The organism is Parafrankia discariae (genome assembly GCF_000373365.1).
Lineage (GTDB): Bacteria > Actinomycetota > Actinomycetes > Frankiales > Frankiaceae > Parafrankia > Parafrankia discariae.
Genome location: NZ_KB891285.1, coordinates 80,313 through 102,899, shown reverse-complemented (window position 1 = coordinate 102,899; position 22,587 = coordinate 80,313). Strand labels below are relative to the sequence as shown.

19 protein-coding genes and 1 tRNA gene are annotated in these 22,587 nt (G+C 72.5%); 7 read left to right on the top strand and 13 right to left on the bottom strand.

All coding sequences use genetic code 11. From position 1 onward, the window contains the following. The first annotated feature begins 209 nt into the window (after window positions 1–209). A complete protein-coding gene (locus B056_RS0133625; protein ID WP_018506228.1) occupies window positions 210–641 on the top strand; it encodes a hypothetical protein in 432 nt (143 codons plus the stop codon). Here the strand turns inward: B056_RS0133625 and B056_RS0133620 are convergent. The 8 genes from B056_RS0133620 to B056_RS0133585 all read right to left on the bottom strand — a co-directional run bounded on the left by B056_RS0133620 (window position 572) and on the right by B056_RS0133585 (window position 10,601). After that, entirely contained in the window at window positions 572–3,217 is a 2,646-nt protein-coding gene (locus B056_RS0133620; RefSeq protein ID WP_018506227.1) for an FUSC family protein, read from the bottom strand. The two genes, B056_RS0133625 and B056_RS0133620, sit on opposite strands and share 70 nt — an antisense overlap. Window positions 3,218–3,611: 394 nt before the next feature. After that, window positions 3,612–4,373: an ABC transporter permease gene (locus B056_RS0133615; protein WP_018506226.1), complete on the bottom strand. Its 762-nt coding sequence runs from the start codon at window positions 4,371–4,373 to the stop codon at window positions 3,612–3,614. Beyond that, window positions 4,370–5,539 carry an ABC transporter ATP-binding protein gene (locus B056_RS0133610; protein ID WP_018506225.1) on the bottom strand — a complete coding sequence of 390 codons (1,170 nt, stop codon included), beginning with the start codon at window positions 5,537–5,539 and terminating at the stop codon, window positions 4,370–4,372. Before B056_RS0133610 ends, B056_RS0133615 begins: the two co-directional genes overlap by 4 nt. A 307-nt stretch (window positions 5,540–5,846) precedes the next feature. Next, on the bottom strand, window positions 5,847–6,551 hold the full coding sequence (locus B056_RS0133605) for a GAF domain-containing protein (RefSeq protein ID WP_018506224.1): 705 nt from the start codon (window positions 6,549–6,551) through the stop codon (window positions 5,847–5,849). A 58-nt stretch (window positions 6,552–6,609) separates the two neighbouring features. Beyond that, window positions 6,610–7,038: an STAS domain-containing protein gene (locus tag B056_RS0133600; protein ID WP_018506223.1), complete on the bottom strand. Its 429-nt coding sequence runs from the start codon at window positions 7,036–7,038 to the stop codon at window positions 6,610–6,612. Next, window positions 7,035–7,349: a hypothetical protein gene (locus tag B056_RS39880; RefSeq protein WP_051105814.1), complete on the bottom strand. Its 315-nt coding sequence runs from the start codon at window positions 7,347–7,349 to the stop codon at window positions 7,035–7,037. Before B056_RS39880 ends, B056_RS0133600 begins: the two co-directional genes overlap by 4 nt. Before the next feature lie 469 nt (window positions 7,350–7,818). Beyond that, window positions 7,819–8,724, bottom strand: a complete 906-nt coding sequence (locus tag B056_RS0133590; protein WP_018506221.1) for an LLM class F420-dependent oxidoreductase — start codon at window positions 8,722–8,724, stop codon at window positions 7,819–7,821. 986 nt (window positions 8,725–9,710) lie between these two features. Beyond that, a complete protein-coding gene (locus tag B056_RS0133585) occupies window positions 9,711–10,601 on the bottom strand; it encodes a class II glutamine amidotransferase (RefSeq protein ID WP_018506220.1) in 891 nt (296 codons plus the stop codon). 298 nt (window positions 10,602–10,899) lie between these two features. Here B056_RS0133585 and B056_RS0133580 point away from each other — a divergent pair, with 298 nt between their 5' ends. Next, window positions 10,900–11,907, top strand: coding sequence for a helix-turn-helix transcriptional regulator (locus B056_RS0133580; RefSeq protein WP_018506219.1), 1,008 nt, complete (start codon window positions 10,900–10,902; stop codon window positions 11,905–11,907). Between the two features lie 7 nt (window positions 11,908–11,914). Here the strand turns inward: B056_RS0133580 and B056_RS0133575 are convergent, their stop codons facing one another. After that, window positions 11,915–12,688, bottom strand: a complete 774-nt coding sequence (locus B056_RS0133575; protein ID WP_018506218.1) for a globin domain-containing protein — start codon at window positions 12,686–12,688, stop codon at window positions 11,915–11,917. A 148-nt stretch (window positions 12,689–12,836) separates the two neighbouring features. Here B056_RS0133575 and B056_RS0133570 point away from each other — a divergent pair, with 148 nt between their 5' ends. The 3 genes from B056_RS0133570 to B056_RS0133560 all read left to right on the top strand — a co-directional run bounded on the left by B056_RS0133570 (window position 12,837) and on the right by B056_RS0133560 (window position 16,428). Next, complete coding sequence (locus B056_RS0133570; protein ID WP_230203315.1) at window positions 12,837–13,262, top strand: winged helix-turn-helix transcriptional regulator; 426 nt, start codon at window positions 12,837–12,839, stop codon at window positions 13,260–13,262. A 224-nt stretch (window positions 13,263–13,486) separates the two neighbouring features. Next, window positions 13,487–15,394, top strand: a complete 1,908-nt coding sequence (locus B056_RS0133565; protein WP_026240460.1) for a serine/threonine-protein kinase — start codon at window positions 13,487–13,489, stop codon at window positions 15,392–15,394. 131 nt (window positions 15,395–15,525) lie between these two features. Then, complete coding sequence (locus B056_RS0133560) at window positions 15,526–16,428, top strand: hypothetical protein (protein ID WP_018506215.1); 903 nt, start codon at window positions 15,526–15,528, stop codon at window positions 16,426–16,428. Window positions 16,429–16,534: 106 nt separating this feature from the next. On the opposite strand, the gene B056_RS0133555 is transcribed toward B056_RS0133560, so the two are convergent. Continuing rightward, on the bottom strand, window positions 16,535–16,861 hold the full coding sequence (locus tag B056_RS0133555; RefSeq protein ID WP_026240459.1) for an FKBP-type peptidyl-prolyl cis-trans isomerase: 327 nt from the start codon (window positions 16,859–16,861) through the stop codon (window positions 16,535–16,537). Window positions 16,862–17,166: 305 nt separating this feature from the next. On the opposite strand from B056_RS0133555, the gene B056_RS39875 reads away from it, so the two are divergent. Beyond that, window positions 17,167–17,841 (top strand): serine/threonine-protein kinase, encoded by a 675-nt coding sequence (locus B056_RS39875; protein WP_026240458.1) that lies wholly within the window; start codon window positions 17,167–17,169, stop codon window positions 17,839–17,841. 202 nt (window positions 17,842–18,043) lie between these two features. Continuing rightward, the gene (locus tag B056_RS39870) at window positions 18,044–18,376 is read left to right on the top strand and encodes a WD40 repeat domain-containing protein (protein ID WP_195905981.1); all 333 of its coding nucleotides are present in this window, start codon (window positions 18,044–18,046) and stop codon (window positions 18,374–18,376) included. 740 nt (window positions 18,377–19,116) lie between these two features. Here the strand turns inward: B056_RS39870 and B056_RS0133540 are convergent. The 3 genes from B056_RS0133540 to B056_RS0133530 all read right to left on the bottom strand — a co-directional run bounded on the left by B056_RS0133540 (window position 19,117) and on the right by B056_RS0133530 (window position 22,523). Beyond that, a tRNA-Gly gene (locus B056_RS0133540) sits at window positions 19,117–19,187 on the bottom strand. 130 nt (window positions 19,188–19,317) lie between these two features. Next, window positions 19,318–21,720, bottom strand: a complete 2,403-nt coding sequence (locus B056_RS0133535; protein WP_018506213.1) for a glycoside hydrolase family 65 protein — start codon at window positions 21,718–21,720, stop codon at window positions 19,318–19,320. Then, window positions 21,717–22,523, bottom strand: coding sequence for an HAD family hydrolase (locus B056_RS0133530; RefSeq protein WP_035753736.1), 807 nt, complete (start codon window positions 22,521–22,523; stop codon window positions 21,717–21,719). Before B056_RS0133530 ends, B056_RS0133535 begins: the two co-directional genes overlap by 4 nt. Window positions 22,524–22,587: the final 64 nt, after the last annotated feature.

Genomic DNA, 22,587 nt, shown 5'->3' with positions numbered 1-22,587 from the left:
CCCGTCGCCCGCCTCGCGCCACACCCATCGTGCCGGGCTCCTCAGCCGGCCCGAATGACCCAAACAAGATCGCCTTGATTGTGCCCGGCCCGGACGGGCACGCAGGTACTGTGACCAGCGCCCATCCACCGAATACCGCAGGGCGACACGATCGCCAGGCCTCGTGGGCGGCCCAGCGGCCCACCGCACGTGCCGCGCCCACGGCGGGCGTGACGCCGCCGGCGCCCACGGCCGATCGAACCGCCCCCCAGGTCGACGACGCGACCTCGGCGGCCGCCGGCAAACTCAGCGAGGCGCTCGAGTGGGTGGAGCGCGCGCGGGGCGCGCTGTACTCCTTCCACCAGCTCTCCGGCCGCGCCGATCTCATTCTCGGCGAGGCACTGGACGCCCTTCGCGAGGCCGGGCACCCGCGGCTGGCGGCGGAGGTTCGACGGGAGCTGCACGGCCGCAACGTGCTGGACGGACGGTGGACGTTCCAGATCGTCGAGGAGTACGACGATCTGTACTACCAGCCGTTCGTCAGCACGGAGGAGCGGGTGCGCGCCCTGCTCACCGACGGCCGACGGCACGTCTACGAGGCTCGGATGAAGGCCCGCGAACGCTCCGGGGCCGCCCGCGACCCCTGGGGCCCCGGCGCCTGACCGACCGGCCCGCGCGGGTGGTCCCGGCCGCCGTCGGACGTCCGGTCGAGCGCGCGGGCGGCGGCGGTCAGCCGGGGCTGCAGATCGCGCAGGATGTCCAGGTAGGCGGCCCGGGCGGTTAGCGCGGCACCGGCGAGGACCTCGGGTCCGCGGTGCGCGCGGGCGGCCCGATGAATCATGATCAGTCCGGCTGTCGCGGCCCGGCCGGAGCCGGCCTGGGGCTCGGGTGGCCGCCGCGCGGCGCCGAGGGCCGTGGCGTAGGCGCCGTACCAGCGACAGAGATCGGTCATGTCCTCGACGAGGATGCCCTGGGCGAAGGCGAAGCCGGTGGCCGCGCCGCGGCCGCTCACCGCGGGCCCGTCGACGGCCGCGGCCCCGTCGGGGCCGGTCGTGGGTGGCGGATCGAGCGTCAGGTCCGGCGGCCAGGGGACGTCCCCGTTCCACAGGAGCTGCGCGGTCCGCCGGATACGCAGCGCGCCGGCGGCGATCGTCATCAGTGCGTCGACGTCGAAGCGACCCGGCGGCTGCTCGGCGAGGAACTGCCGCACGGCGTCGTCGAGGAGGCGCCCGGCCCGGATCGCCGCGCGGGAGGCCGGTGCCGCGGCCGGATGCTGGGATGCGCCCGGCGTGTGCGGGACGACGAGATCGAGGAACCCCACCGCGCTTCGGTACGCGGATTCGGCGCGGGCCCGGATCACGGCGACCGCGCCGCGGGGCCACAGCAGGGCACCGACGACGATGCTCACCCCGAACCCGATCATGACATCCTGGATGCGCACCAGGCCCACCCGCCAACCGGCGGGTTCGACGATGTTGAACAGCATGAGCACGGCGACCGTGAAGCCGGCCTGGCCCAGCACGAACCCCGACCTGCGGCGGGCGTAGCTCCCGAGCAGCACGGCGAACGGGAGAACCGCCCACAGCACCGCCGTGTGGGTGCCCACGGCGACCACGAAAAGGCCACCCACGACGATGCCGACTCCCGTGCCGGCCAGCGCGCGCAGCGCGGCGGAACTGGTGGCCATGGCATTCGAGCGCAGGACGGACAAGGTCCCCAGCACCACCCAGAACCCATGCTGGAGCCCGGCGGCCTGAGCGATGATCACCGCCGAGGTGAGGCCGAGCGAGCCGCGCACGCTGTTGCGGAACCACACCGACCGCGGGCTGGCGTAGCCGGCGGCGAGATCGGTCGCGGCGGTTCCCCGCTCGCGCGCCAGCCGGCGCGCGTGGTGGAACGCGTCCACGGCACGTCGGACGGGGCCCACCGGCGGCCGGGGCGGGACGGGGCCGGTCACCCGCAGCACGTTCAGCGCCAGTTCCCTGGTCCCTCGGGCCAGTCGGCGCAGGCGGAACGCCTCGGCCGCGGCGAGGTCCGGCGGACGGTCGGGCGCCGGTTCCCGCAGCTGCCGCAGCAGCGCCGAGCGCATCGCCCGTTCGGACCGTTCGAGTCGCGCGATCCCGAGCCGATCGTCCCCGACCCGCACCACCCCCGCACCGCCCCCGCCGTCGGCACCATCCCCGCCGTCGGCACCATCCCCGCTGTCGGCATCGCCCCCGCTGTCGGCGCCGCCCCCGCCGTCGGCGATTCGGGTGGCCGCCGCACGCAGCGTCGCCGTGACCGCGGCGTGCAGCTCGGCGGCCTCCGCGGGGAAGCAGACCCGGGCGGTCCGGTCCCGCTCCGGCCACGGAAGGGCGAAAGGCACCAGCCAGTTGACGTCCATCACCAGATGGCCGAGGGCCGCCGCGCGCCCGCCGACCCCGGTCGGACGGTGCGCCGTCGCGACGAACTGCCGCCGCAGCCGCCGCAGCGCCGGCCAGAGGTCGGACGCCGGACGCCGCGTTACCTCGGCCGCCGGGTGGCGCCGCACCTCCCGGGCCGGATCCCGCGCCCTCTCGGACACCGGACCCCGCGGCACCTCGGCGGCCGAACGCCACGACGACGGCGACGGCGACGGCGACGGCGGATCAGACACGGTGGGGTGCTGCCAGCTCACGGCTGTCGCGAGGGCGCGGCAGACGTCCGCCGTCGCCGCGCGCAGGCGGTCCGGCGGGCGGCGGGGCCAGAGCAGCATCACGGCGACGATCGAGGCGACCGAGGCCAGCCCCCAGCCGGCCAGCCGTTCCGGTATCGCCGAGATCGGACCAGGTGTCATCACCGGCAGCACGAAGGCGAGCAGCGCGGATCGGCCGGCGACGGCGACCTTGGCGTTCAGTACACCGGAGAACATCACGACGAAGGCCACAACCGCGGTCATCGATGCCGCCAGCCAGGGTGACCGCGAGCCGAGCGTGCCGAGGACGACCATCCCGGCGCCGGTGGTGGCGAGCGTGAGGTAGGCGGTGAGCCTGGCCGGCCGGGGCCCGTCGAAGTCGACGAACTCCAGGAGCGCGTAGGCGCCGAACCAGGCGAACAGGCTCATCCGCACATCGCCGACGAGCGTGGAGACGAGGGCGAGCAGAGCGGGGGCCACGATCGCCACCCGAGCCGCCGAGGTGAGGCAGTAGTGCCCGGGGTCGCCGTCGAGGACTTCGGACAGCCGCGGACGCCACTCCCCCCGCCGCCACAGCTGTCGCATCGAGGTAACCGCTACCCACAGTCGCGATCCGGGATGCGTACCAGCCCTGCCTCAGACCACGAACCGCCTACCGAGAGGCAGCCCCCCAACCCCACCCAGCCCAGCCCAGCGCCCCAGGCCCAGACCGTCAAAGCTCGGGGCCCGAACCGAGGCGAGGTGTCCCACCAGCACCTGGACTGGCTCAGACAACTTCCTTCCGCCAAAGCGGCGGCAGGGTCCGGAAGGGCCGGCGGCGCGCGGCCGACCGGGCCGGCCCGCGGGGCGCGGACCGCGCGGGGCCCGACCGGAGCGGCGTCCGGTCGGGCCCGGCGGATCGGAGCGGCCTGCCTCCCCAGCGAACGAGTCGTCGCGCGGCGGGTCAGGCGTCCCGGTGGGTCAGGCGCCCAGCGGTGGGTCAGGCGTCGCGGCGCTTGGCGGCGACCAGGCCGATCACCAGCAGGCCGACGCAGACGGCGGCGAAGTAGATCAATGATCCCCAGGGGCCGAAGGGCAGGCCGTCGACCACCGGCGGGCCGTCGTTCGTCTCGGGCTGGCCCGCGACGATGAAGTTGTTCCCGACGATGAAGGGCAGCCAGTCCTGGATGTGATCGCCGATGCGCGGGATGACCGGCAGCAGGCTCTCCACCAGGAAGAGGTAGACGAGCATGACCACGACCGCGCCCGCGGTGTGCCGGATCATCAGGCCGAGGCCGATCGCGAAGACCGCCGCGAGAAGGTAGATCAGCCCGATCCCGAAGACGTTGCGGTACTCCTGGCCGGTGTCCAGGGCCAGCGGGGCGTCCGGCTGGATCAGGCGCGCGACGCCCCAGGAGGCCACCGCGGTGATCTCACCGACGATCCCGGCGAGCCCGGCGACGACGACCGTCTTCGCGAGCAGCGCGGGTGTCCGGCCGGGGACGGCGAGGAATGTCGACCTGATCGTCCCGAAGCGGTACTCGGTGGTGACGGCCAGCGCCGCCATCACCATCATCACGACGAGCCCGAAGTTGTACGCGAACTGCGTCACGCTCGGGGTCAGGTCGGCGAGCTCGCTTGGCTTGGTCGCGACGCTGAAGACCGCGGTGAGGCCGACGGTGAGCGCGACCGCGAGGATCATGCACCACCAGGGCGAGCGGGTGGAGAAGAGCTTGATCCGCTCGACGGTGAGCAGTGTCATGGCTTGTCGACCCCCGTCCAGGCGTCGGTACCGGGGCGGGTCGGAGCCGGGACCCCCGAGCCGCGGGGGCCCGATGGTCCGGCGGGCGCGACGCCCGGTGGAGTGGGAGCGGGCACGGCGCCGGGAGGCACACCCCCGGGTGGGAGCGCTCCAGGCGGCGGCCCGGCGAGACCGGGAGCACCGGGACCACCAGGACCACCGGGTGCGCCGGCCGGCCTGGTGCCGGCGAGCGACCCGGCCGGGCCGACCCCGCCCGCGTGGTACTCGACGTCGCCGCCGGTCATCTGGATGAACGCCTGCTCCAGCGAGCCGCGCGACTCGGAGAGCTCGTGCAGGACCAGCCCGACGGCGCCGGCCAGCTCACCCACCTGCTCGGTGGAGCTGCCGCGCACCACCAGGGCGGCCGGGATGTCGGTGGTGGCGGGTGTCTCCTGGACGGCCAGGCCCTGGCCGGCGAGGACGCTGTGCAGCCGCTCCATCTCGGGCCCGCGCACGCGTACCGAGGAGTCGGAGGCCGAGTCGATGAACTCCTTGGTGCTCGTCTGGGCGATGAGCCGCCCACGACCGATGACGATGAGTTCCTGGGCGGTCAGCGCCATCTCGGAGAGGAGATGGCTGGACACGAACACCGTGCGACCCTCGTCGGCGAGCCGATGCATGAACTGGCGAATCCAGAGGATTCCCTCCGGGTCCAGGCCGTTCACCGGCTCGTCGAACAGCAGCACTCCGGGGTCACCGAGCAGCGCGACCGCGATCCCGAGGCGCTGGGCCATGCCGAGGGAGTAGCCCCCGGCCCGGCGGCCGGCCACCGCGGTGAGGCCGACGATCTCCAGGACCTCGTCCACCCGCTTGGCGGGCAGCCGGTTGGAGGCGGCCATCCAGCGCAGGTGTGCGCGGGCCGAGCGGTTGGGGTGGACCCACTTCGCCTCGAGGAGCGCGCCGACCTCACGCAGCGGCTCCCTGAGCTCCCGATACCTGCGGCCGCCGATCCGGACCTCGCCGGCCGACGGGTGGTCGAGCCCGAGAATCATGCGCATCGTGGTCGACTTGCCCGCACCGTTGGGGCCCAGGAAGCCGGTCACCTTGCCGGGCTGCACCGTGAAGGTCAGGTCGTTGACGGCAACCGTACGGCCGTAACGCTTGGTCAGCCCTCGTGCCTCGATCATCACCCTCCTTTCTCGATCATTCGTTATTCGTCTAGCTAATTCGCCGCTGCTATGGGAGCAATCCACGGCCGTCACTCACCGGATGGTGGCATCCGGGGCAGACACTTCCCGACCGCGCGAGCAATCGGTAGACATGTGGCCTGTCGGGCTGGTGACAACCCGAAGCTTCCCCGCGGACAGTGAACAAGAACACGAGCCGTGGCAGCCATCGGGCTAACCCCCGGAAGCGGGGTCGAGACAACCGCAGGCGGCCGCACGGTCCCTGGAGCCGGACCCGCCCGGACCTGGAACCGGACCCCGCCCGGTCCTAGAGCCGGACCCGCCCGGCGAGAATCTCCTCGGCCAGCTCGGACACCCGCCGGCGGCTGCTGCGCGCCGCACGGCGCAGCCGTTCGAAGGCGGTGACGGCGTCGGTGTCCCAGACGGCCATCAGGTAACCGACGGCCCGGTCGATGGGGACGCGGTAGTCAAGGGCGAACTGCAGCTGGCGGGCCAGCTTGGTGCTGCGGTCGGCGACCAGTCCGGCGAGCAGGATGCTCTCCAGTACCTGCCCGAACCGCTCGAGGGCCTCGCGCTCGGCTGGGGTCCACTCCCGCGGCGAGTCGTCGGCGACGTTCAACGTCCCGATCGGGCCGCCGCCCATCCGGAGCGGCACGCCGAGGACCGCCCGCACCCCGCCGGCGAGCAGCCGGGGCCTGGCCCGCGGCCAGCGTGCCTCAGCGGTGAGATCCGGGCTCACCACCAGCTCGTCCAGGACGAAGGACTCGACGCACGGGCCCTCACCGAGCTCTTCCTGTACCTGTTCCAGCAGACGCCCGCTGCTGTTGCTCGCGGCCACGCTGCGCAGGGCCCGGTCGGCGTCGACGACGAGGATACCGGCGCCGTCGAGCCCGAAGACGTCGGTGATCGCACGCACGGCCTCGGACAGCAGCTCACCGAGCTCCACCCGCTCGGGGACGAGGTGGTGCAGCCGGGTCAGGCTGGCGTCCAGACGCGCCTTGTCGATCTCCACGTGTCCTCCCGCGGCCGGCCGGGGGGGCGCGGAGGGGCAACGTCGGCACGACCGGCGACTACACCCGCTCCACCCGCTCGGACATGGTCAGCACGGCATTCCAGGCTTCCGCGACGCCAGGGTAGAGCGGAACTCCAGGTGATGTGAGCAGCTCCACCATACGGCGCAGCAACGGCGCCGCACCGCCGAGCGCGACGACGACCGCGCGGCGCTCCCCGGCACGCCACAACCGGTGCAGCACAGTGAGTCCGCGGACGTCGGCGAACACCCGGGACACGTCGAGCACCAGCCCCACCGGCGCGGGAGAGGGCGCGCGCCGGGCGGTGACCGCGCTCAGCACGGTGTCGAGGGCGGCCCCGGCCGACGCCTCGGTCAACATGTCCAGGTCGCCGTCGAGTGCCGCCGTCGCGCCCCACGGGTTCAGCCGTACCGTGATCTTCAGCGCCAGGGGATCACCGAGAGCGACCCGGAAGCCTTCGGGGATCAACGGTCGACGTGCCTGGAGCGCTCGGCGGGGCCGGAGAGGTCATCCGGGCCCGCGTCGGCCGACGCCGGATCGGACTCCTGATCCGGCTCGCGCCGGCGCCGGTGGCGAGGTCCCACGTCGACCTGGCGACGTATCCGGCCGTCGAGCGCGGCCTCCCGCTCGGCCTCCACGCTCGAGCTGATCATCCCGAGCATCCGGGAACGCTCGCCGACGTCCATGCCGGCCATCAGGCTGTCCAGCAGGCCGCCGCTTTCGCTCAGGAGGCTCGCCGGCACCCTGACCGGCCCGTCCACCGTGGCGGCCGAAGGCACCCGGGGCGTCTTCACCGGCCCCGCCGCGGACACCTCACCGGAGGCGTCCGCGGCGTCTCGGGGACGAGGAGCGCCCGCGGGCCGACCGGCCGGGAGCGGACTCGCCGGCACCTCGGCCGGGGCGGGCGGCGCGGTGGGCACAGAAGGCGCGGCAGGCGCAGAAGGCGGGGCAGGCCCAGGAGGCGCGGCAGGCGCCGACGCCTCGGCCGGACTGGCCGAGCCCGCCGCCGCCCGGGTACGGGCCGCTCCCCTGCGGGCTGTTTCGTCGAGGAACACGTCGAGGGAGGTCTCGACGGAAGAACGGTCTGCGGGCATACGTCACACTCCGTGACAGGGCCGCAGACACAGGGCAGCGCGAACTCGGTTTCGTGAAGGTACTACCTTCGCGGGCACGACCGCCAGTGGATCTTTTCGGTGGCCTCGGGGCCCCGAGGCCACCGCGAACCGGGCGGCCGCCGTTTCACAGCGGTCAGGGAGCGGTTCCGCGCGCCGCTCCGGCGCCCGCCCGTGGCCTCAGGTCGAGCCCCGCGGCCAGGTCACGCCACTGCTCCCGTGGCAGCTCCCGGCCGCCGGTGAGGATCTGCGCGCAGACGTGATCCGCGCCGGCCGCGCGGTGCTCGTCCAGCCGTGCCCGGACGGTGTCCATGTCGCCCCACGCCACCAGGGCGTCGACCAGGCGGTCACTGCCCCCACCCGCCAGGTCCGCGTCGGTGAAACCGAGCCGGCGCAGGTTGTTCGTGTAGTTCGGCAGGTCCAGGTAGACCGCCAGCGCGGCCCGCCCGATCGCGCGGGCCCGGTCGGCGTCCACCTCCAGGATGATCTTCTGTTCCGGTGCCAGCAGCGCGCCGGCGCCGAGGATCTCCCGGGCCGTCCGGGTGTGCTCCGGCGTGACGAGGAAGGGGTGCGCCCCGGCCGACCGCTGCGCGGCCAGGCCGAGCATCCGCGGGCCGAGCGCCGCCAGCACCCGGGCCGAGACCGGGATGCCCACCGCGTCGAGCGCGTCGAGGTAGGACAGGACGGCACCGTAGGGGTGGTGGTAGCGGCGACCGGTCATCGCCTCGACCCGTTTCGCGTGCCCGGTTCCCACCCCGAGCAGCAGGCGGCTGGGGTGCGCCTTCTCCAACATGCCGTAGGTGTCGGCCAGCAGGTCGACCGGTTCGGTCCAGATGTTCAGGATCCCGGTGCCGACACACAGGTGCTCGGTGGATTCCAGCAGCGCCGCCGGCAGCTCCAGGTCCGCCGTCGCGCCACCCAGCCAGACCATCTCGTAGCCGAGCTCCTCGAGCTCCTGGGCGGTGTCGCGACGTTCGGCCGTGCCACGTGGCCACTGCCCGGCGGGCATCCAGAGCCCGGTCCTGGCGACATTCATGGTCACTCGTGATCCCTTCTCGCTGGTCACATCGTCGTCATCGACGTCGCGATCCGATCGGGTCCTCCTACCCGATGCCGCGGTCCTCCTCACGTCTCGGCGTGGTCCTGATGGGTATGTCACCCCGGCGATTCGGGACGTCCGCCCCTTGTCTGTCCGAGCCACCAGTCCGAACCACCGGTCCGGGCCGTCCGCTTTCGCCAACCGCGATCGCGGATGTCGTTGCAGGTGGTCGAGGTATTCTCGATCAGTCAACGGCTGCCGACGACCCCGGCGGCCGTGAATCCGCGGCGGGCGCCCCGGTGGTGAACCGGAATCCCGTGGCGGGAACCGACCCCACCATCCGGCCATTCGGCGGTCGTTATTCACCCGGATGGCGTACCTGACCGGTTTTACGCACTCGACATTTCGGTAGTGCCGCCCCGAGATGACCGGGATGTCACCACGGCGGCGGTTCGAGCGGGGGAGGGCCCTGCGCCGACCATAACTACCCGAGGGGACAATCGTCACGGTCGACGGGGACCGTGCGGCCCCCCACGGGGCGTCATCCGGCCGAAACGGAAGCAAGCCATCCAGGTCGCGCCGCTGCCGCCCGGCGTCGACGGGCCCGCCCGGAGGTGGTGCCCGCCCTGGCCCGATCGGGCCAGCCGCCACCGCCCCGGACACCGCCGCGGCGCCGCTCCGGGCCCACCCGGCTCCGGCCTGGCGCCGCCCGCCGTCAACAGGCCGTCCACGGGTGGACGGGGCCTGCGGCCCGCCCCGGAACCGGCCGAAAAAGCCTGCCCCACCAGGGGTGTCGTCCTGGCGGGGCAGCCGGGCGGCGCGAGCGGAGGCCGCGACTGTCCACAGCTCTCCACACACTTTCCACAAGTTATCCACAGGCTGTGGTGACGACGGTGGAGACACGGCCCGACGCCCTCACCGCTCAGGCCCCGCTGGCCAGAATTATGGGCGACCGGGCCGCGGCCGGGCCCGCGTTACGTGCCCGGCGCTCAGGCGGAGACCGGGAGGTCGGGGACGGCGGTCGTCTGCGACGCGGCCGCCTCGGGACGAAGGTCGTCGAGGGTCAGCGGATGCGCCGGCGGGCCGGCCACGACGATGCTGGACGTCACTTTCAGATCCGGGCCGACGTGCAGCAGTTCCCCGCTGGCCATCAGCCGCCACCGGGGGTCCTCGTCCATCCGCTCGCTCTCGACGACCACGGCGGGGCGGGTCGTCAGGTCGAGGGAGCGGACCCGGATCTCGCTGAACGGGCTGGCGTGATCCAGGTGGCGGTTGTTACGCCCGCCCGGGGCCCGCTGGAGCACGTGCAGACCATTCGTGTCGGGATACCGCAGCGCCCACAGATCGTCCCGGCTGGCCAGGATCATGTTGATCGAGTAGAGCGGCAGGTTCTCGGCGATCCAGTTCGCCGCGGCCGCGATGCCCGCCGCGACGTCGCCGTCCCGCGCCGCGATCTCGCGGGTGATCAGGGCGAAGTAGCGCTCCGAGTCGGTGTCACCGAGCACGCCGGAGCCCGTCGTGCCGAGCTCCGCGTCGAGCTTGCCCAGCCCCTCGATGACCCCGTTGTGGGCGAAGATCCGCCCGTCCTGGACGAACGGGTGCGTGTTGCGGTCGTCGACCCGCCCGGTCGAGGCGTGCCGCACGTGCGCGACGAACGTCGACGAGGTGACCTGCTGCGCCTCGCGGGCGAACGCCGTGTCGGCGCGGGAGCGAATCGCCTGCTTGACCACCTCGGGGCGGCCTTCGTCACCAAAGAAGCCGAAGCCCGCGCCGTCCGGGGGACGACGGGTCTGCGCCCGCGGACTGTCGGGCGCGTCCAGCAGCCAGAAGGTCGCCTGGATCCGCTCGCTGCCACTGCTCATCGCGAACAGATGACACATTTCAGACCTCCTCGCACCGTTACGGGTCCCATCTCGGAAAGGGGTGATCCGCCACGTCCCAGACCTCGTATGTAGGGGAAGGTAGCCGACCGGTCAGGGTTCGTGGCGTCTTCTGGGCCCTCCCCCCGATCCAGGGGATCACGCCAAGCCCACGAACGTGAGATGTGTCCACTTGTGGCCTCATGTGGGACTACCACTTTTCGGACAATCAACCTGATCAGCCGTAAAGCAACCGGAGAGAGCAAGCAGACTGATCGCGGACCGCGGACTGTCCGCCGGTAGCGGCAGACTCGGGTACATGCTCGAGACCTCGGCCCGCCTGCTCCGGCTGCTCTCGCTGCTGCAGACCCATCGCGACTGGTCCGGGGCGGACCTGGCCGACCGGCTCGGGGTCACCGCCCGCACCGTCCGGCGGGACGTCGACAAGCTGCGCAGCCTCGGCTACCCCGTGCATGCCGCCCCCGGCACGGCCGGCGGCTACCGCCTCGGCGCCGGCGCCCAGCTACCGCCGCTGCTGCTCGACGACGACGAGGCCGTCGCCGTCGCCGTGAGTTTGCGCACCGCCGCCGCCAGCGGCTCGGTCGAGGGCATCGCCGAGTCCGCCATCCGGGCGCTGACGAAACTCGAACAGGTCCTGCCGACCCGGCTCCGGCACCGGGTGCTGGCGCTGCACTCGGTCACCGTCTCCCTGCGTGGCACGAATCCCGCGGCGGTCGACCCGGACGTCCTGATGGCCGTGGCGACCGCCTGCCGTGAGCACCAGCGGCTGCGGTTCGACTACCGCGACCACAACGGGACACCGACCGCGCGGATCACCGAACCACACACCCTCGTCCACACCGGGTGGCGCTGGTACCTCATCGCCTGGGACGTCGACCGCGACGCCTGGCGCAACTTCCGCCTCGACCGCATCGCGCCGAAGACCCCGACCGGCCCTCGGTTCACCCCCCGGGACCCACCCGCGGACGACCTCCAGTCGTACGCCTCCTGGTCGGTCTCCACCGCCGGGTTCCGGCACCAGGCCCGGGTGCGCTACCACGCTCCCGCCGCGGTGATCGCCGCCTCGCTCGGCCCGACCTCCGCCGTGATCGAGGCGGTCGACGACGGGAGCTGCCTCGTCCGGACCGGCTCCAACTCGCTGGACGCCCTCGCGATCTACCTCAGCCTCGTCGGCGTGGACTTCGACGTGCTCGGGCCGCCCGAGCTCGCGGACCGGGTCCGTGAACTCGCCGGCCGGCTCACCCGGGCGGCACCGCCGCCGGCGCCACCAGCACCACCGGCACCGGCACCGGCAGCCGCCGGGTGAAAGCGGTTCAGGACGGCTGCCACGGCGGCGCGACACCCCAGCCCCACCGCGGCACCGGCGCGTGCGGCATGGGTGTGGCGCCCGGTGCGGAGTTCTCGACGGCGAGGCGGGTCCCCCATTCGACATAGCCCACGAACGCCGCCCGGAACTCGGGATCGCCCGGCAGCCCCACCTCGTCCGCCGCGTCGACGAGCAGGCTCACCCACCGCCGGCGCTGCCGTTCGCTGATCGCCCGCCCGACGTGGTGGGCCAGCATGTTCTCGTACCCGCCGCGTTTCTCGGTGTACTCGGCCGGACCACCGAAGACCTCACCGAGCCACATCGCCACATGATGGGCGTGCGCCGGATTCATGCCCGCGAACAGCGGCGCGAGAAGGTCGTCCTCGACGACCGTCTCGTAGAAGCGGGTGAGGAGCCGCTCGAAGGCCTCGGCGCCGCCGGCCCATTCGTAGAGGGTGGGTGGCTCGGGCGCTCCCCCGCCCGGCCCGGCGACCGCCGTGGGCGAATAGTGCCGCATCTCCTCGATGTGTTCGACGTACGGCCCGATCCGCGCCAGGAACTCGCGGAACTCCGGGCTCCGCCGGAAGCCGTCCAGATGGCCGGCGACCGAATCCCATTCGATGCGCAGGATGTACTGGACGCTCGCTTCGACGCAGCGGGCGAGCTCGAACGACAGGCAGTTCGGCGACCGCCTGAGCGCCGCCGCGGCGTGTGAATAAGCCTTCTCGAACTCGTCAGTGCTGTGTTCTGGTAGCTGGTACCGAATGTACTCGACGATCACGGCCGGATCACCTTTTCACCTCCGGCGACTGGGGAGAACCCGAAACTACCAGCGGGAAACCGGACGTCGGCGACCCTCGGGGTACGCACAAAAAAGTGCGTACCATGCGGGCACGGCGCCCCGTGAGGAGTGGTGAGGAGTGGTGACGATGCCCCCGGACACGCCCCGGTCCCCGGTAACGCCCGAACCCCCGGACACAGCACGGCCCCCGGGCGCGGCACGGCCCGGCCGCGGCTATCACTGCCACGTCGAGGTCACGGTCGACGTGATCGGCGGGAAGTGGACGCCGGTCGTCCTCGCACATCTGAAGGAACACGACCGGCTACGTTTCGCACAGCTACGCCGGCTGATCCCCGACATCACCGAGAAAATGCTGGCGCAGCGGCTGCGGGAACTCGAGGCGATCCGGATCGTCGACCGGATACCCGTCAGCACCGCGCCGCCGCACGTCGAGTACGCGCTGACGGCGCAGGGCCGGTCCCTGGGCCCGGTGCTGCAGGCGATGTGGGAGTGGGGCCGGGACTGGGCGGCCACGAACCAGCTCGCCGTCGATCCGGTCCGGTTCCACCACTGACCCGCGCGTCCCGGGGCCGCACCCTCCGCTGGCCGCCCGCTGACCGGCCAATATGATGAAGATCGGCGTTTTTTGATGATCTCGGCTGGTTCTGGGGATCTAGTCCGGTTCTGGCGATCTCGGACGAGACTTGCGATATCGGCTGGTTCAGGCAATTTTCATCCGGTTCCGGCAGTCTCGACCGGTACGCCGGAACCGAAGCGGGCCGGCATCCGGAGGACACGATGCGCAGCACGCCACCGAGGACGGCGGGAAGCGGCCCGCACACGCCGCCATCCGGTGGCCAACCGCCGTGGTCCGCAGACCTCACCTCCGAAGACCTCACCTCCGAGGTGTCGGGACGCCGCGGCACGTCGGCACACGGCACGTCCGGCAGCCGCGCCTGGGACACCGTCTTCACCCCGCTGACCGCGCACGACCCGGAGGAGATCAGCGGCTACCCGCTGCGGGCCCGGATCGGCGAGGGCGGCATGGGCGCCGTCTATCTCTCGCACACCCCCGGCGGACGTCCACTCGCGGTCAAGGTGGTCCGCCCGGAGTTCGCCGCCGATCCGGACTTCCGGGCCCGGTTCGCGAAAGAGGTCGCGATCGCGCAGCGGGTACAGGGCCCGTACACGGTCCCGGTCATCGACGCCGATCCCGACGCGGTGCGCCCGTGGATCGCCACGGCCTACGTCCCGGCCCCGTCACTCGCGATAGCCGTGGCACGGACGGGCGCTCTGCCCGCCACGACCGTCCTGATGCTGATCGCCGGTGTCGCGGAGGCCCTGCAGTCCATTCACCGGGTCGGGGTGATCCACCGCGACCTGAAACCGGGGAACGTCATCCTCGCGGCCGACGGCCCGCGCGTCATCGACTTCGGCGTCGCGCGCGCCCTCGACGCCGCGACGGCCGCGATGACCCAGACCGGGGCACGCCTCGGGACACCGGCCTTCATGGCCCCCGAGCAGGTTCGCGGCGCGCAGCTCGACCGGTCCGGTGACGTCTTCGCCCTCGGGGCCACCGCCTATTACGCCATGACCGGCCGCCCGCCGTTCGGCGTCGACGCCGCCGTCTTCCACCGCATCGAGCACCAGCAGCCCGACTGGGACGACTGCCCGCCGCAGGTTCGCGACGTCCTGGCCCGCTGCCTGGAGAAGGACCCGGCGCGCCGGCCGACCCCCACCGAGCTGATCGAGCTGTGCCGGCTGATCACCCCGCTCGGCCAGCTCGCCTCCGGCGAGCAACCGGCGACCGGCGAGGGGTGGCTGCCACCGACCGTCGCCGCCGAGGTTACCCGCTACCACCTCGCCCCGCTGCCCATCCCGCCGCCGGCTCCCGGCCCGGACCCGGCCCTCACCGAACCGCCCACCGCCGCCCCTGCCGGCGCCGGCGGCGCCGCGGGGACCGGCGGGGCGCCGCGCCGGCCCGGCCACGGCCGCCGTCCCTGGCTGGTCGGCGCGATCGGCGCGGTGGCGTTCGTCGTGGTCTGCGCGCTCGCCGCCCTGCTGCTCACCCGCTCCGGCGAGCCGTCGCCCGCCGCGCCCATGGTCGCCTCGGCCGTGGACGGGCCCACCGCGGACCCGGCCAGACCACCCTCCGAGCCGAAGGCGGGCATCCCCGGTCAGGTCGTGCCCGGCCAGGTCGTGCCGGGGCCGGGCCTGCCCGGTCCCGGTGCCCCACCGGGTGGGCCGGGAGCCGGCTCGCCTGGTTCACCGCCCACGGCTGCGGGCAGCCCCGCGGCTCCCCTCGCCCCACCGCCGGCCGCGACCACGCCGAGAGCGACCGCGCCGCAGGCACCCGCCCCCACGCCGAAAGCAGCACCGTCCAGCACGGCCGTGAGCGGATGCCCCGGCAGCCCGGGCCACGGCTACAACGGCGACGGATACGGCGTCCTGACCGAGGCCACCGCGCTGCGCAGCGGGCCGTACGCGGCATGCGGCGCGGTCGCGAACCTGGCCAAGAGCAAGAAGGTCTGGCTGCACTGCAGCGTCGTCAACGGCCACAACAACCTGTGGTGGTGGGCGCGCCTGGACGGCTCCACCACCGCCGGCTGGATCTACGACGGAGACCTCGAACTCAGCTACGTCGACGACAACGACGACGGCAGGACACGGATCTACAGCTGCGACGGGACGTACGTCAACCGCTGACCCCGCCGCTCACCGCTCACATCCAGGCGATCTTCCCGGTCCCCCAGGAGATTCCGCCCGCTTCGCGTCAACCTGACGGACGTGCCCGGCATCTATCCGAATGCGGCAACCCCGCCGCGGAGGAGGACTCGATGACGACGTCCGATCGACCGGGCCGACGCCCGGCCGGCAACGCAACGACCCGCGCACGCACCCGCACCCGCGGCGGACGGCACCTGGCCACGCTGACGCTCCTGCTCGCCGCGGTCTCGGCCATGATCCCCGCACAGGCGGCCCTGGCCGGGGAGAACGGACCCCAGCCGTTCGTCCGGGCCCGGGCGGAGGCAGCCGTCAGGGCGGCCTACGCGCAGGCGTTCACCGGCGACCAGGACCCGGCGCACAGCCTCGCCGCGGTCGAGGACGGCCCCGACCTGGCCGCCACCCTCGCCCAGGCGACCCAGAACTTCCCGCAGGCCACCCAGACGTCCCAGGTGACCGTCAGCAACATCGCCTTCGACGGTCCGCGGGACGCGCGGCTGCGGTTCCACCTCAGCTACCAGGGTGGTGTCGACTTCGGCGAGGTCGACGGCACGGCGCTGATCAGCGGCGGTCGGTGGAAGGTCAGCCGGACGACCTACTGCACCGTCATGAGCTGGGCCGGTGCCACCTGCCCGGTCAAGCCGGGCCGCCAGCCGCGGAACCCCGCCGCGGCCCGGACCGCCGTCGCGCAGGCCTACACCCAGGCGTTCACCGGCGGCCAGGACCCGGCGCACAGCCTCGCCGCGGTGGACGACGGACAGAACCTGGCCGCCACCCTCGCCCAGGCGACCCAGAACTTCCCGCAGGCCACCCAGACCGCCAGTGTGACCACGAGTGACATCGTCTTCACCGACCCGTCGCACGCGGCGCTGCGGTTTCACATCACCTACCAGGGCGGAATCGACTTCGGGGTGACCCCGGGCAACGCCCTGATCGTCGATGGCAGGTGGAAGGTCAGCCGGAGCACCTACTGCACGGTCATGGGCTGGGCCGGCGCCACCTGCCCGACTCCGTGAGCCGCTACCCGGCTCCCTGACACGGCGCTCGGCACCAGGTGGGACGCGGCCGGCGGCGACCCCGCTCGGGACGCCGCCGGTCCGCGCTCCCAGGCCCGTCGCCGGGTCAGTTGATGGCGAGCAGCTCCACCTCGAAGACCAGGTCGGAGTTCGGCGGGATGACGGGCGGGAAACCGCCGGGGCCGTACCCGTAGTCGGGCGTGATGGTGAGCACGGCCTTCTCCCCGAGGGAAAGCTGCGGGACCCCCTCGTCCCATCCCCTGATGACCCGGCCGACACCGATCTCCGTGACGAACGGCGCGCCCCGGTCCCGGGACGAGTCGAACTTCTTGCCGTCACGCAGGGTGCCGACATAGTGCATCGTCACCCGGTCCCCCTTCTTGGGGAAAGTCTTGCCGTCTCCCGGTGAGAGGCTTTCAATCGAAACGCCCATGCGATCAGCCTTTCCTCGATGGTGGGACGTGTGCCCTGCACCGGCGGGCTCCCCCGGCTGGAACCGGGCGGACCGCCACCGCGGGCCGCCACTCCCCCGCTGGCAGGAGCCAGCGGTGCCCAGGAAGTATGTCAGCGAGCGCCCCGGCACCATCGGCGCCGGTCAGTCGCTCGGGACGCCGCGACGGCGAGGCCCTGCCGTCCGGGTGGCGGAAGCGCAGCCGTAGGATCACCCATCGTGCCGGGGGAAGTGGGCGGTTCCGCGATGGTCTCCGACAAGGATCGCCGGAGGCCGGACGCCCGATCATGATGATTGACCGAGCGCGGGTGGCCGCGGCTCTGCCCGGCTACGAACTGGGCGACCAGATCGGCGCGGGCGCCTTCGGGCTGGTGCTGGCCGGCTGGCACCGCGGCCTGCACCGCGATGTCGCCGTCAAGGTGCTGTCGACCCGCGGTCACGACCGGGCGGCGGCCGGTTCCGCCACCGAGGCACGGCTGCTGGCCCGTTTCGACCATCCGCACATCATCCGGGTCCACGACTATGTCGAGGCCGACGATCTGCACCTGATCGTCACCGAGATGATGGCTGGCGGGACGCTGACCAGCCACCAGGCGGACATCACTCAGCAGAGCGCCTGCGCAATCGGCCTCGCGGTCGCCGGGGCCCTTTCCTATGCGCATTCCCAGGGTGTTCTGCACCGCGACATAAAACCCGACAACATGCTGTTCGACACTGCAGGATTGTTGAAGGTCGCCGATTTCGGGATCGCGAAGCTGCTGGACGGTGCGGATGCCGCCGTGAACACGGTGATCGGGACGCCGTTGTTCATGGCTCCCGAACAGATCGCGGGGGCCCGGCTGGGCCCGGCGACCGATCTGTACGCGCTCGGATTGGTGCTGTACCTGCTGCTGACCGGCACGGCGCCGTTCGACCCGGCCCCCACCCCATCCCGGCGACGGACGCGGTGCCCGCACCGGTGAGGCAGGTCGTCCTGCGCGCGCTGAGCAGAAAACCCGCCACCCGCCAGTCGTCCGCGCACACGTTCGCCCGTCGGCGAGGACAAGACCCTGCGCCTGTGGGACGTGACCGACCCGGCCAAACCCCCATCCGCTCGGGAAACCCCAGACCGGCCACTCCGGCCCCGTGTACGGGGTGGCCCTCACCCCTGACCAGCGCACCCTGGTGACCGCCAGCAAGGACACCACGCTGCGGCTGTGGGACGTGACCGACGTAGCCAACCCGCGCCCGCTCGGCGAACCGCTGACCGGCCACCGCAGCACCGTGTGGTCGGTGGCGATCTTCGGGAACCTGCTGGCCAGCGGCAGCTTCGACGAGACAGTACGGCTATGGAACATAACCGACCGCGACCATCCCATCCCGGTGGGCCAGCCCCTGCCAGCCAGCTGGGTGCAGACCCTGGCCTTCTCGAATGACGGACACACGCTTGCCAGCGCTGGCAAGGACGGCAAAATTCGGCTCTGGGACGTCGCCGACCTGCCCGCCGCCGGACCGTGATCTCATCCCAACCGGTTCCACCACCACCTCAGGGAACTCTCCGCCGCCCGGCCCACGCGACGGTGTGTGTCGTGGCTGGATCAGGCCTCAGAAAGCCATGATCGGCCGTGGCCTGTGACGGTCGCGTCCTCGGGCTGAGGGTGTGCGCGGGAGCATCCCGAGCGGTGCGCGGACGCGGCGCCGGGCAGCGCACGAAGCTAGCCGGGGAGTGCCCCGAATCCATAGGTATGCGTGCCGGCCCGGCCGGTATGCACGGCGCCGCGGAACCGTGGCGGGGGAGAGGCAATCAGGACTCACTCGACGGCCACACATCGCCCGGCGGGGGCCCAGCGTGCATAACAGCTCGGAGCAGATCCCGGACCCCGGCCAGCACCTCGTGCCGGGACCAGGGCCGTGTTGGCCGGCGGGCGCGGTGTCGTGGGTGCCAGGGCGGTGCAGGGAGGTCCGGGGTGCCGCACGACGGCGCGCCTACCGAAAAGCCTCCGAGAGCGCGCCGGAAAGCCGCCGACCACACGGGCCCGGGACCGAGTACACCCGCCGAGGTATCGGGGTCCTGGGGTGACGCCCCCGTGCCACCCCAAGGCCCCCGCAACCGGCACGGAAACACCCCGATAAGGGAGACCGCCCCCACCAGCCGACCACGCCCGCCGCTCGGGGGGCCTCGGGGGTCGCCCCCCGAAAAAAACAACGGCCCCCCGGAAAGCCGCCCCCAGGGGCGGCAACCACAGCGAACCGGCTCGAGCGGGCGACGGGAATCGAACCCGCGTTGCAAGCTTGGGAAGCTCGTGTTCTGCCTCTGAACTACGCCCGCGTAGTGCAACCGCATCTTACTGGACCCGGGCGGCGCGTGTCCCACTGCCACCCCTGGGACTTCACGCGCCCCCGGCTCCCCGCGGCCCCGGGCTCCCCGCGGCCCGTGGCCGCTGGTCGGTCCCGGCTCGTCACCCGTCGACGGGGTGGGTGTCGACCGCCCTGGTGACCTCGGTGCCGTTGCCGTGGCGCAGGAACCGCAGCGGCTCCCGGCCGGCGGGCTGCGTCGGGCGTTCCTGGGCCGGTATCGGCGGGACGTCCAGCTTGCTGGGCTGGTCGGGGGTGACGCGGACCTTCTCGCCGTGGTGCAGGATCGTGATCGCCTCGCCTTCGAGCACGGTGTACGTGGCGGAGGAGTCGATCACCTCGACGCGCAGCTGGCGGGAGCGTACCCGTAGGCCGAAGGCGAGCCGGCTGAGGCCCTCGGGCAGGCGGGGGCTGAAGGAGAGCAGCTCACCGGTGTCGCGCAGCCCGCCGAAGCCCTCGACGAGCGCGATCCAGCTGCCGGCCAGCGAGGCCATGTGCAGGCCGTCGCCGGTGTTGTGCTCGATGTCCTTCAGGTCCATGAAGGCGGCTTCGCGCAGGTAGTCGTGCGCGAGGGACATGTGCCCGCATTCGGCCGCCAGCACCGCCTGGCAGCAGGCGGACAACGAGGAGTCGCGGACGGTGAGCGCCTCGTAGTAGGCGAAGTTGCGGGCCTTCTGCTCGGCGGTGAACGCGTCGCCGCGGCGCTGCATCGCCAGTACCAGGTCGGCCTGTTTCACGACCTGCTTGCGGTAGAGGTCGAAGTAGGTGAAGTGCAGCAGCAGCGGGTACTGCTCCGGCCTGGTCTGTTCGAAGTCCCACACCTGGTGCTCGGTGAATCCCTCGGACTGCGGGTGGACCCCGAGGCGTCTGTCGAACGGGATGAACATGTCCTCGGCGGCGTCGCGCCAGCTCGCCGCGGTCTCCGCGTCGACCCCGAGGGCCCGGGCGTGTTCGGGATGGCGCCGGACGGCGTCGGCGGCCCCGATGAGGTTCCGCTGGGCCATCAGGTTGGTGTAGACGTTGTTGTCGGCGAGCGCGGAGTACTCGTCCGGGCCGGTCACCCCGTCGATGCGGAAGCGGCCGGAGAGGTCGTGGTGGCCCAGCGAACGCCACAGCCGCGCCGTCTCGATGAGGATCTCCAGGCCCACCTCGAGCTCGAACTGCTCGTCCTCGGTGGCCCACAGGTAGCGCAGGACGGCGTCGGCGATGTCGGCGTTGACGTGGTAGGCGGCCGTCCCGGCCGGCCAGTAGCCGGAGCACTCCTCGCCGTGGATGGTGCGCCAGGGGTAGGCGGCGCCGTCGAGGTTGAGCAGCTGGGCGCGTTCGCGGGCCAGCGGGAGGATCGAGTGCCGCCAGCGCAGCGCGTCGGCGGCGGCGGCCGGCGCGGTGTAGGTGAGGACGGGCAGGACGTAGCTCTCGGTGTCCCAGAAGGCGTGGCCGTCGTATCCGGGGCCGGTGAGCCCCTTCGCGGGGATGGCCCGGCGCTCGGCCCGCGCGCCGGCCTGCAGGACGTGGAAGAGCGCGAACCGGACGGCCTGCTGCACCTCGGCGTCCCCGTCGACCTCGACGTCGGACCGGTGCCAGAAGTCCGCCAGGTACGCGCGCTGTTCGGCGACGAGGCCGTCCCAGCCGGTCTGGCGGGCGGCGACGAGGGCGGCGGTGGCCTGGTCGCGCAGCGCCGGCAGGGAACGCTGCTCGGACCAGCCGTAGGCGAGGAACTTGACCATCCGCAGGGTCTCGCCCGGTTTGAGGACGGCCGTCGCGGTGACCCAGCCGGTGTCGGGCTCGCTCTCCGAGGTGACGCCGAGCGAGCGCGGGCCGGCGAAGATGTGGTCCATCGCCGCGGCGACCCGGATGTCGCTGTGCCGGGTGCGGTGGACGAGCTCGACCATGGTCTCGCGGGCGCGGTGCCGTTCGGAGATGAGCGGCGACTCCAGGACGGCGGCGGCGCGCGGGTCGCCCTTGCGCCCCGGAAGTTGCTCGTTGGCGACCAGCTCGGACTGGATGACGACCCGCGCGGTGTCGCCGACCGGTTCGATCTCGTAGTGGATCGCGGCGGCGGAGCGCTGGGAGAAGGAGATGAGACGCTGGGTGCGAATCCTGACCCGCTGCCCGGCCGGGGAGACCCAGTCGGCCTCCCGGCGCAGCACCCCGTCCCGGAAGTCGATCGTGCGGGTGTGCGCGAGAAGATCCCCGTAGCGGACGTCGAACGGCTCGTCGTCGACCAGCAGGCGGACGACCTTGCCGTTGGTGACGTTGATGACCGTCTGCCCGGACTCGGGGTAGCCGTAGCCCGCCTCGGCGTACGGCAGCGGCCGCAGCTCGTGGACGGAGTTCAGGTAGGTGCCGGGCAGCCCGTGCGGATCACCTTCGTCGAGGTTGCCGCGCATGCCCACATGCCCGTTGGACAGCGAGAACAGCGACTCTGAGCGGGCCAGGTCGTCGAGGTCGAGCCCGTGCTCGGTCAGCGACCAGGCCTCGATGGGGTAGGTGGGCCGGCCGATCACGCGTCGCCCCCGGCGGAGGCCGGGCCGCTCGGAGCCGGGCCGCTCGGAGCCCGACCGGTCGGACGTCCGTCGAGCAGTTCGGCGAGGTCCTCGACGACCGTGTCGGCGCCGTTGCCGCGCAGCGCCTCGGCGTGGCCGACCCGGTCGACGCCCACCACGTAGCCGAAGCCGCCGGCCCGCCCCGCCTGGACGCCGGCGATGGCGTCCTCGAAGACGGCGGCGGCGCCGGGAGCCACCCCCAGTGCCTCGGCGCCGGCGAGGAAGGTGTCGGGGGCCGGCTTGCCGGCGAGGCCGCGCTCCTCGGCGACCAGGCCGTCGACCCGGGCCAGCAGCAGGTGCTCGATGCCGGCGGCCCGCACCACCTCGGCGCAGTTCGCGCTGGACGACACGACCGCCCGCGGCACGCCGGCCCGCTCCAGCTCCTCCAGGTAGCGCACGGAGCCGGGGAACACCTCCACGCCCATCTCCTTCAGTTTCTCCAAGAGCAGGATGTTCTTCCGGGTGGCGAGCGCCTGGATCGTCATCCCGGACGGCGGGTCGTCGGGCGCGCCGGGTGGGAGGTGGATGCCCCGGGAGTCGAGGAACGCGCGCACGCCGTCGGCGCGCGGGCGGCCGTCCACGTAGTCGGCGTAGTCGGTGGCGATGTCGAAGGCGACGAACGGGTCACCGGACCGGCTCGCCCAGTTCTCCAGGAAGTCGTCGAACATCTCCTTCCACGCCGCGGCGTGGACGGCGGCGGTTCGGGTCAGTACCCCGTCCAGATCGAACAGGCATGCCTCGATGTGATCCGGTAGCCCCAGCATCGTCCCCATCCTGGATCGTCGTCCGGCTGCGTCGCCAGCTCCCTCGCGCGGACCGGTTCCCTCC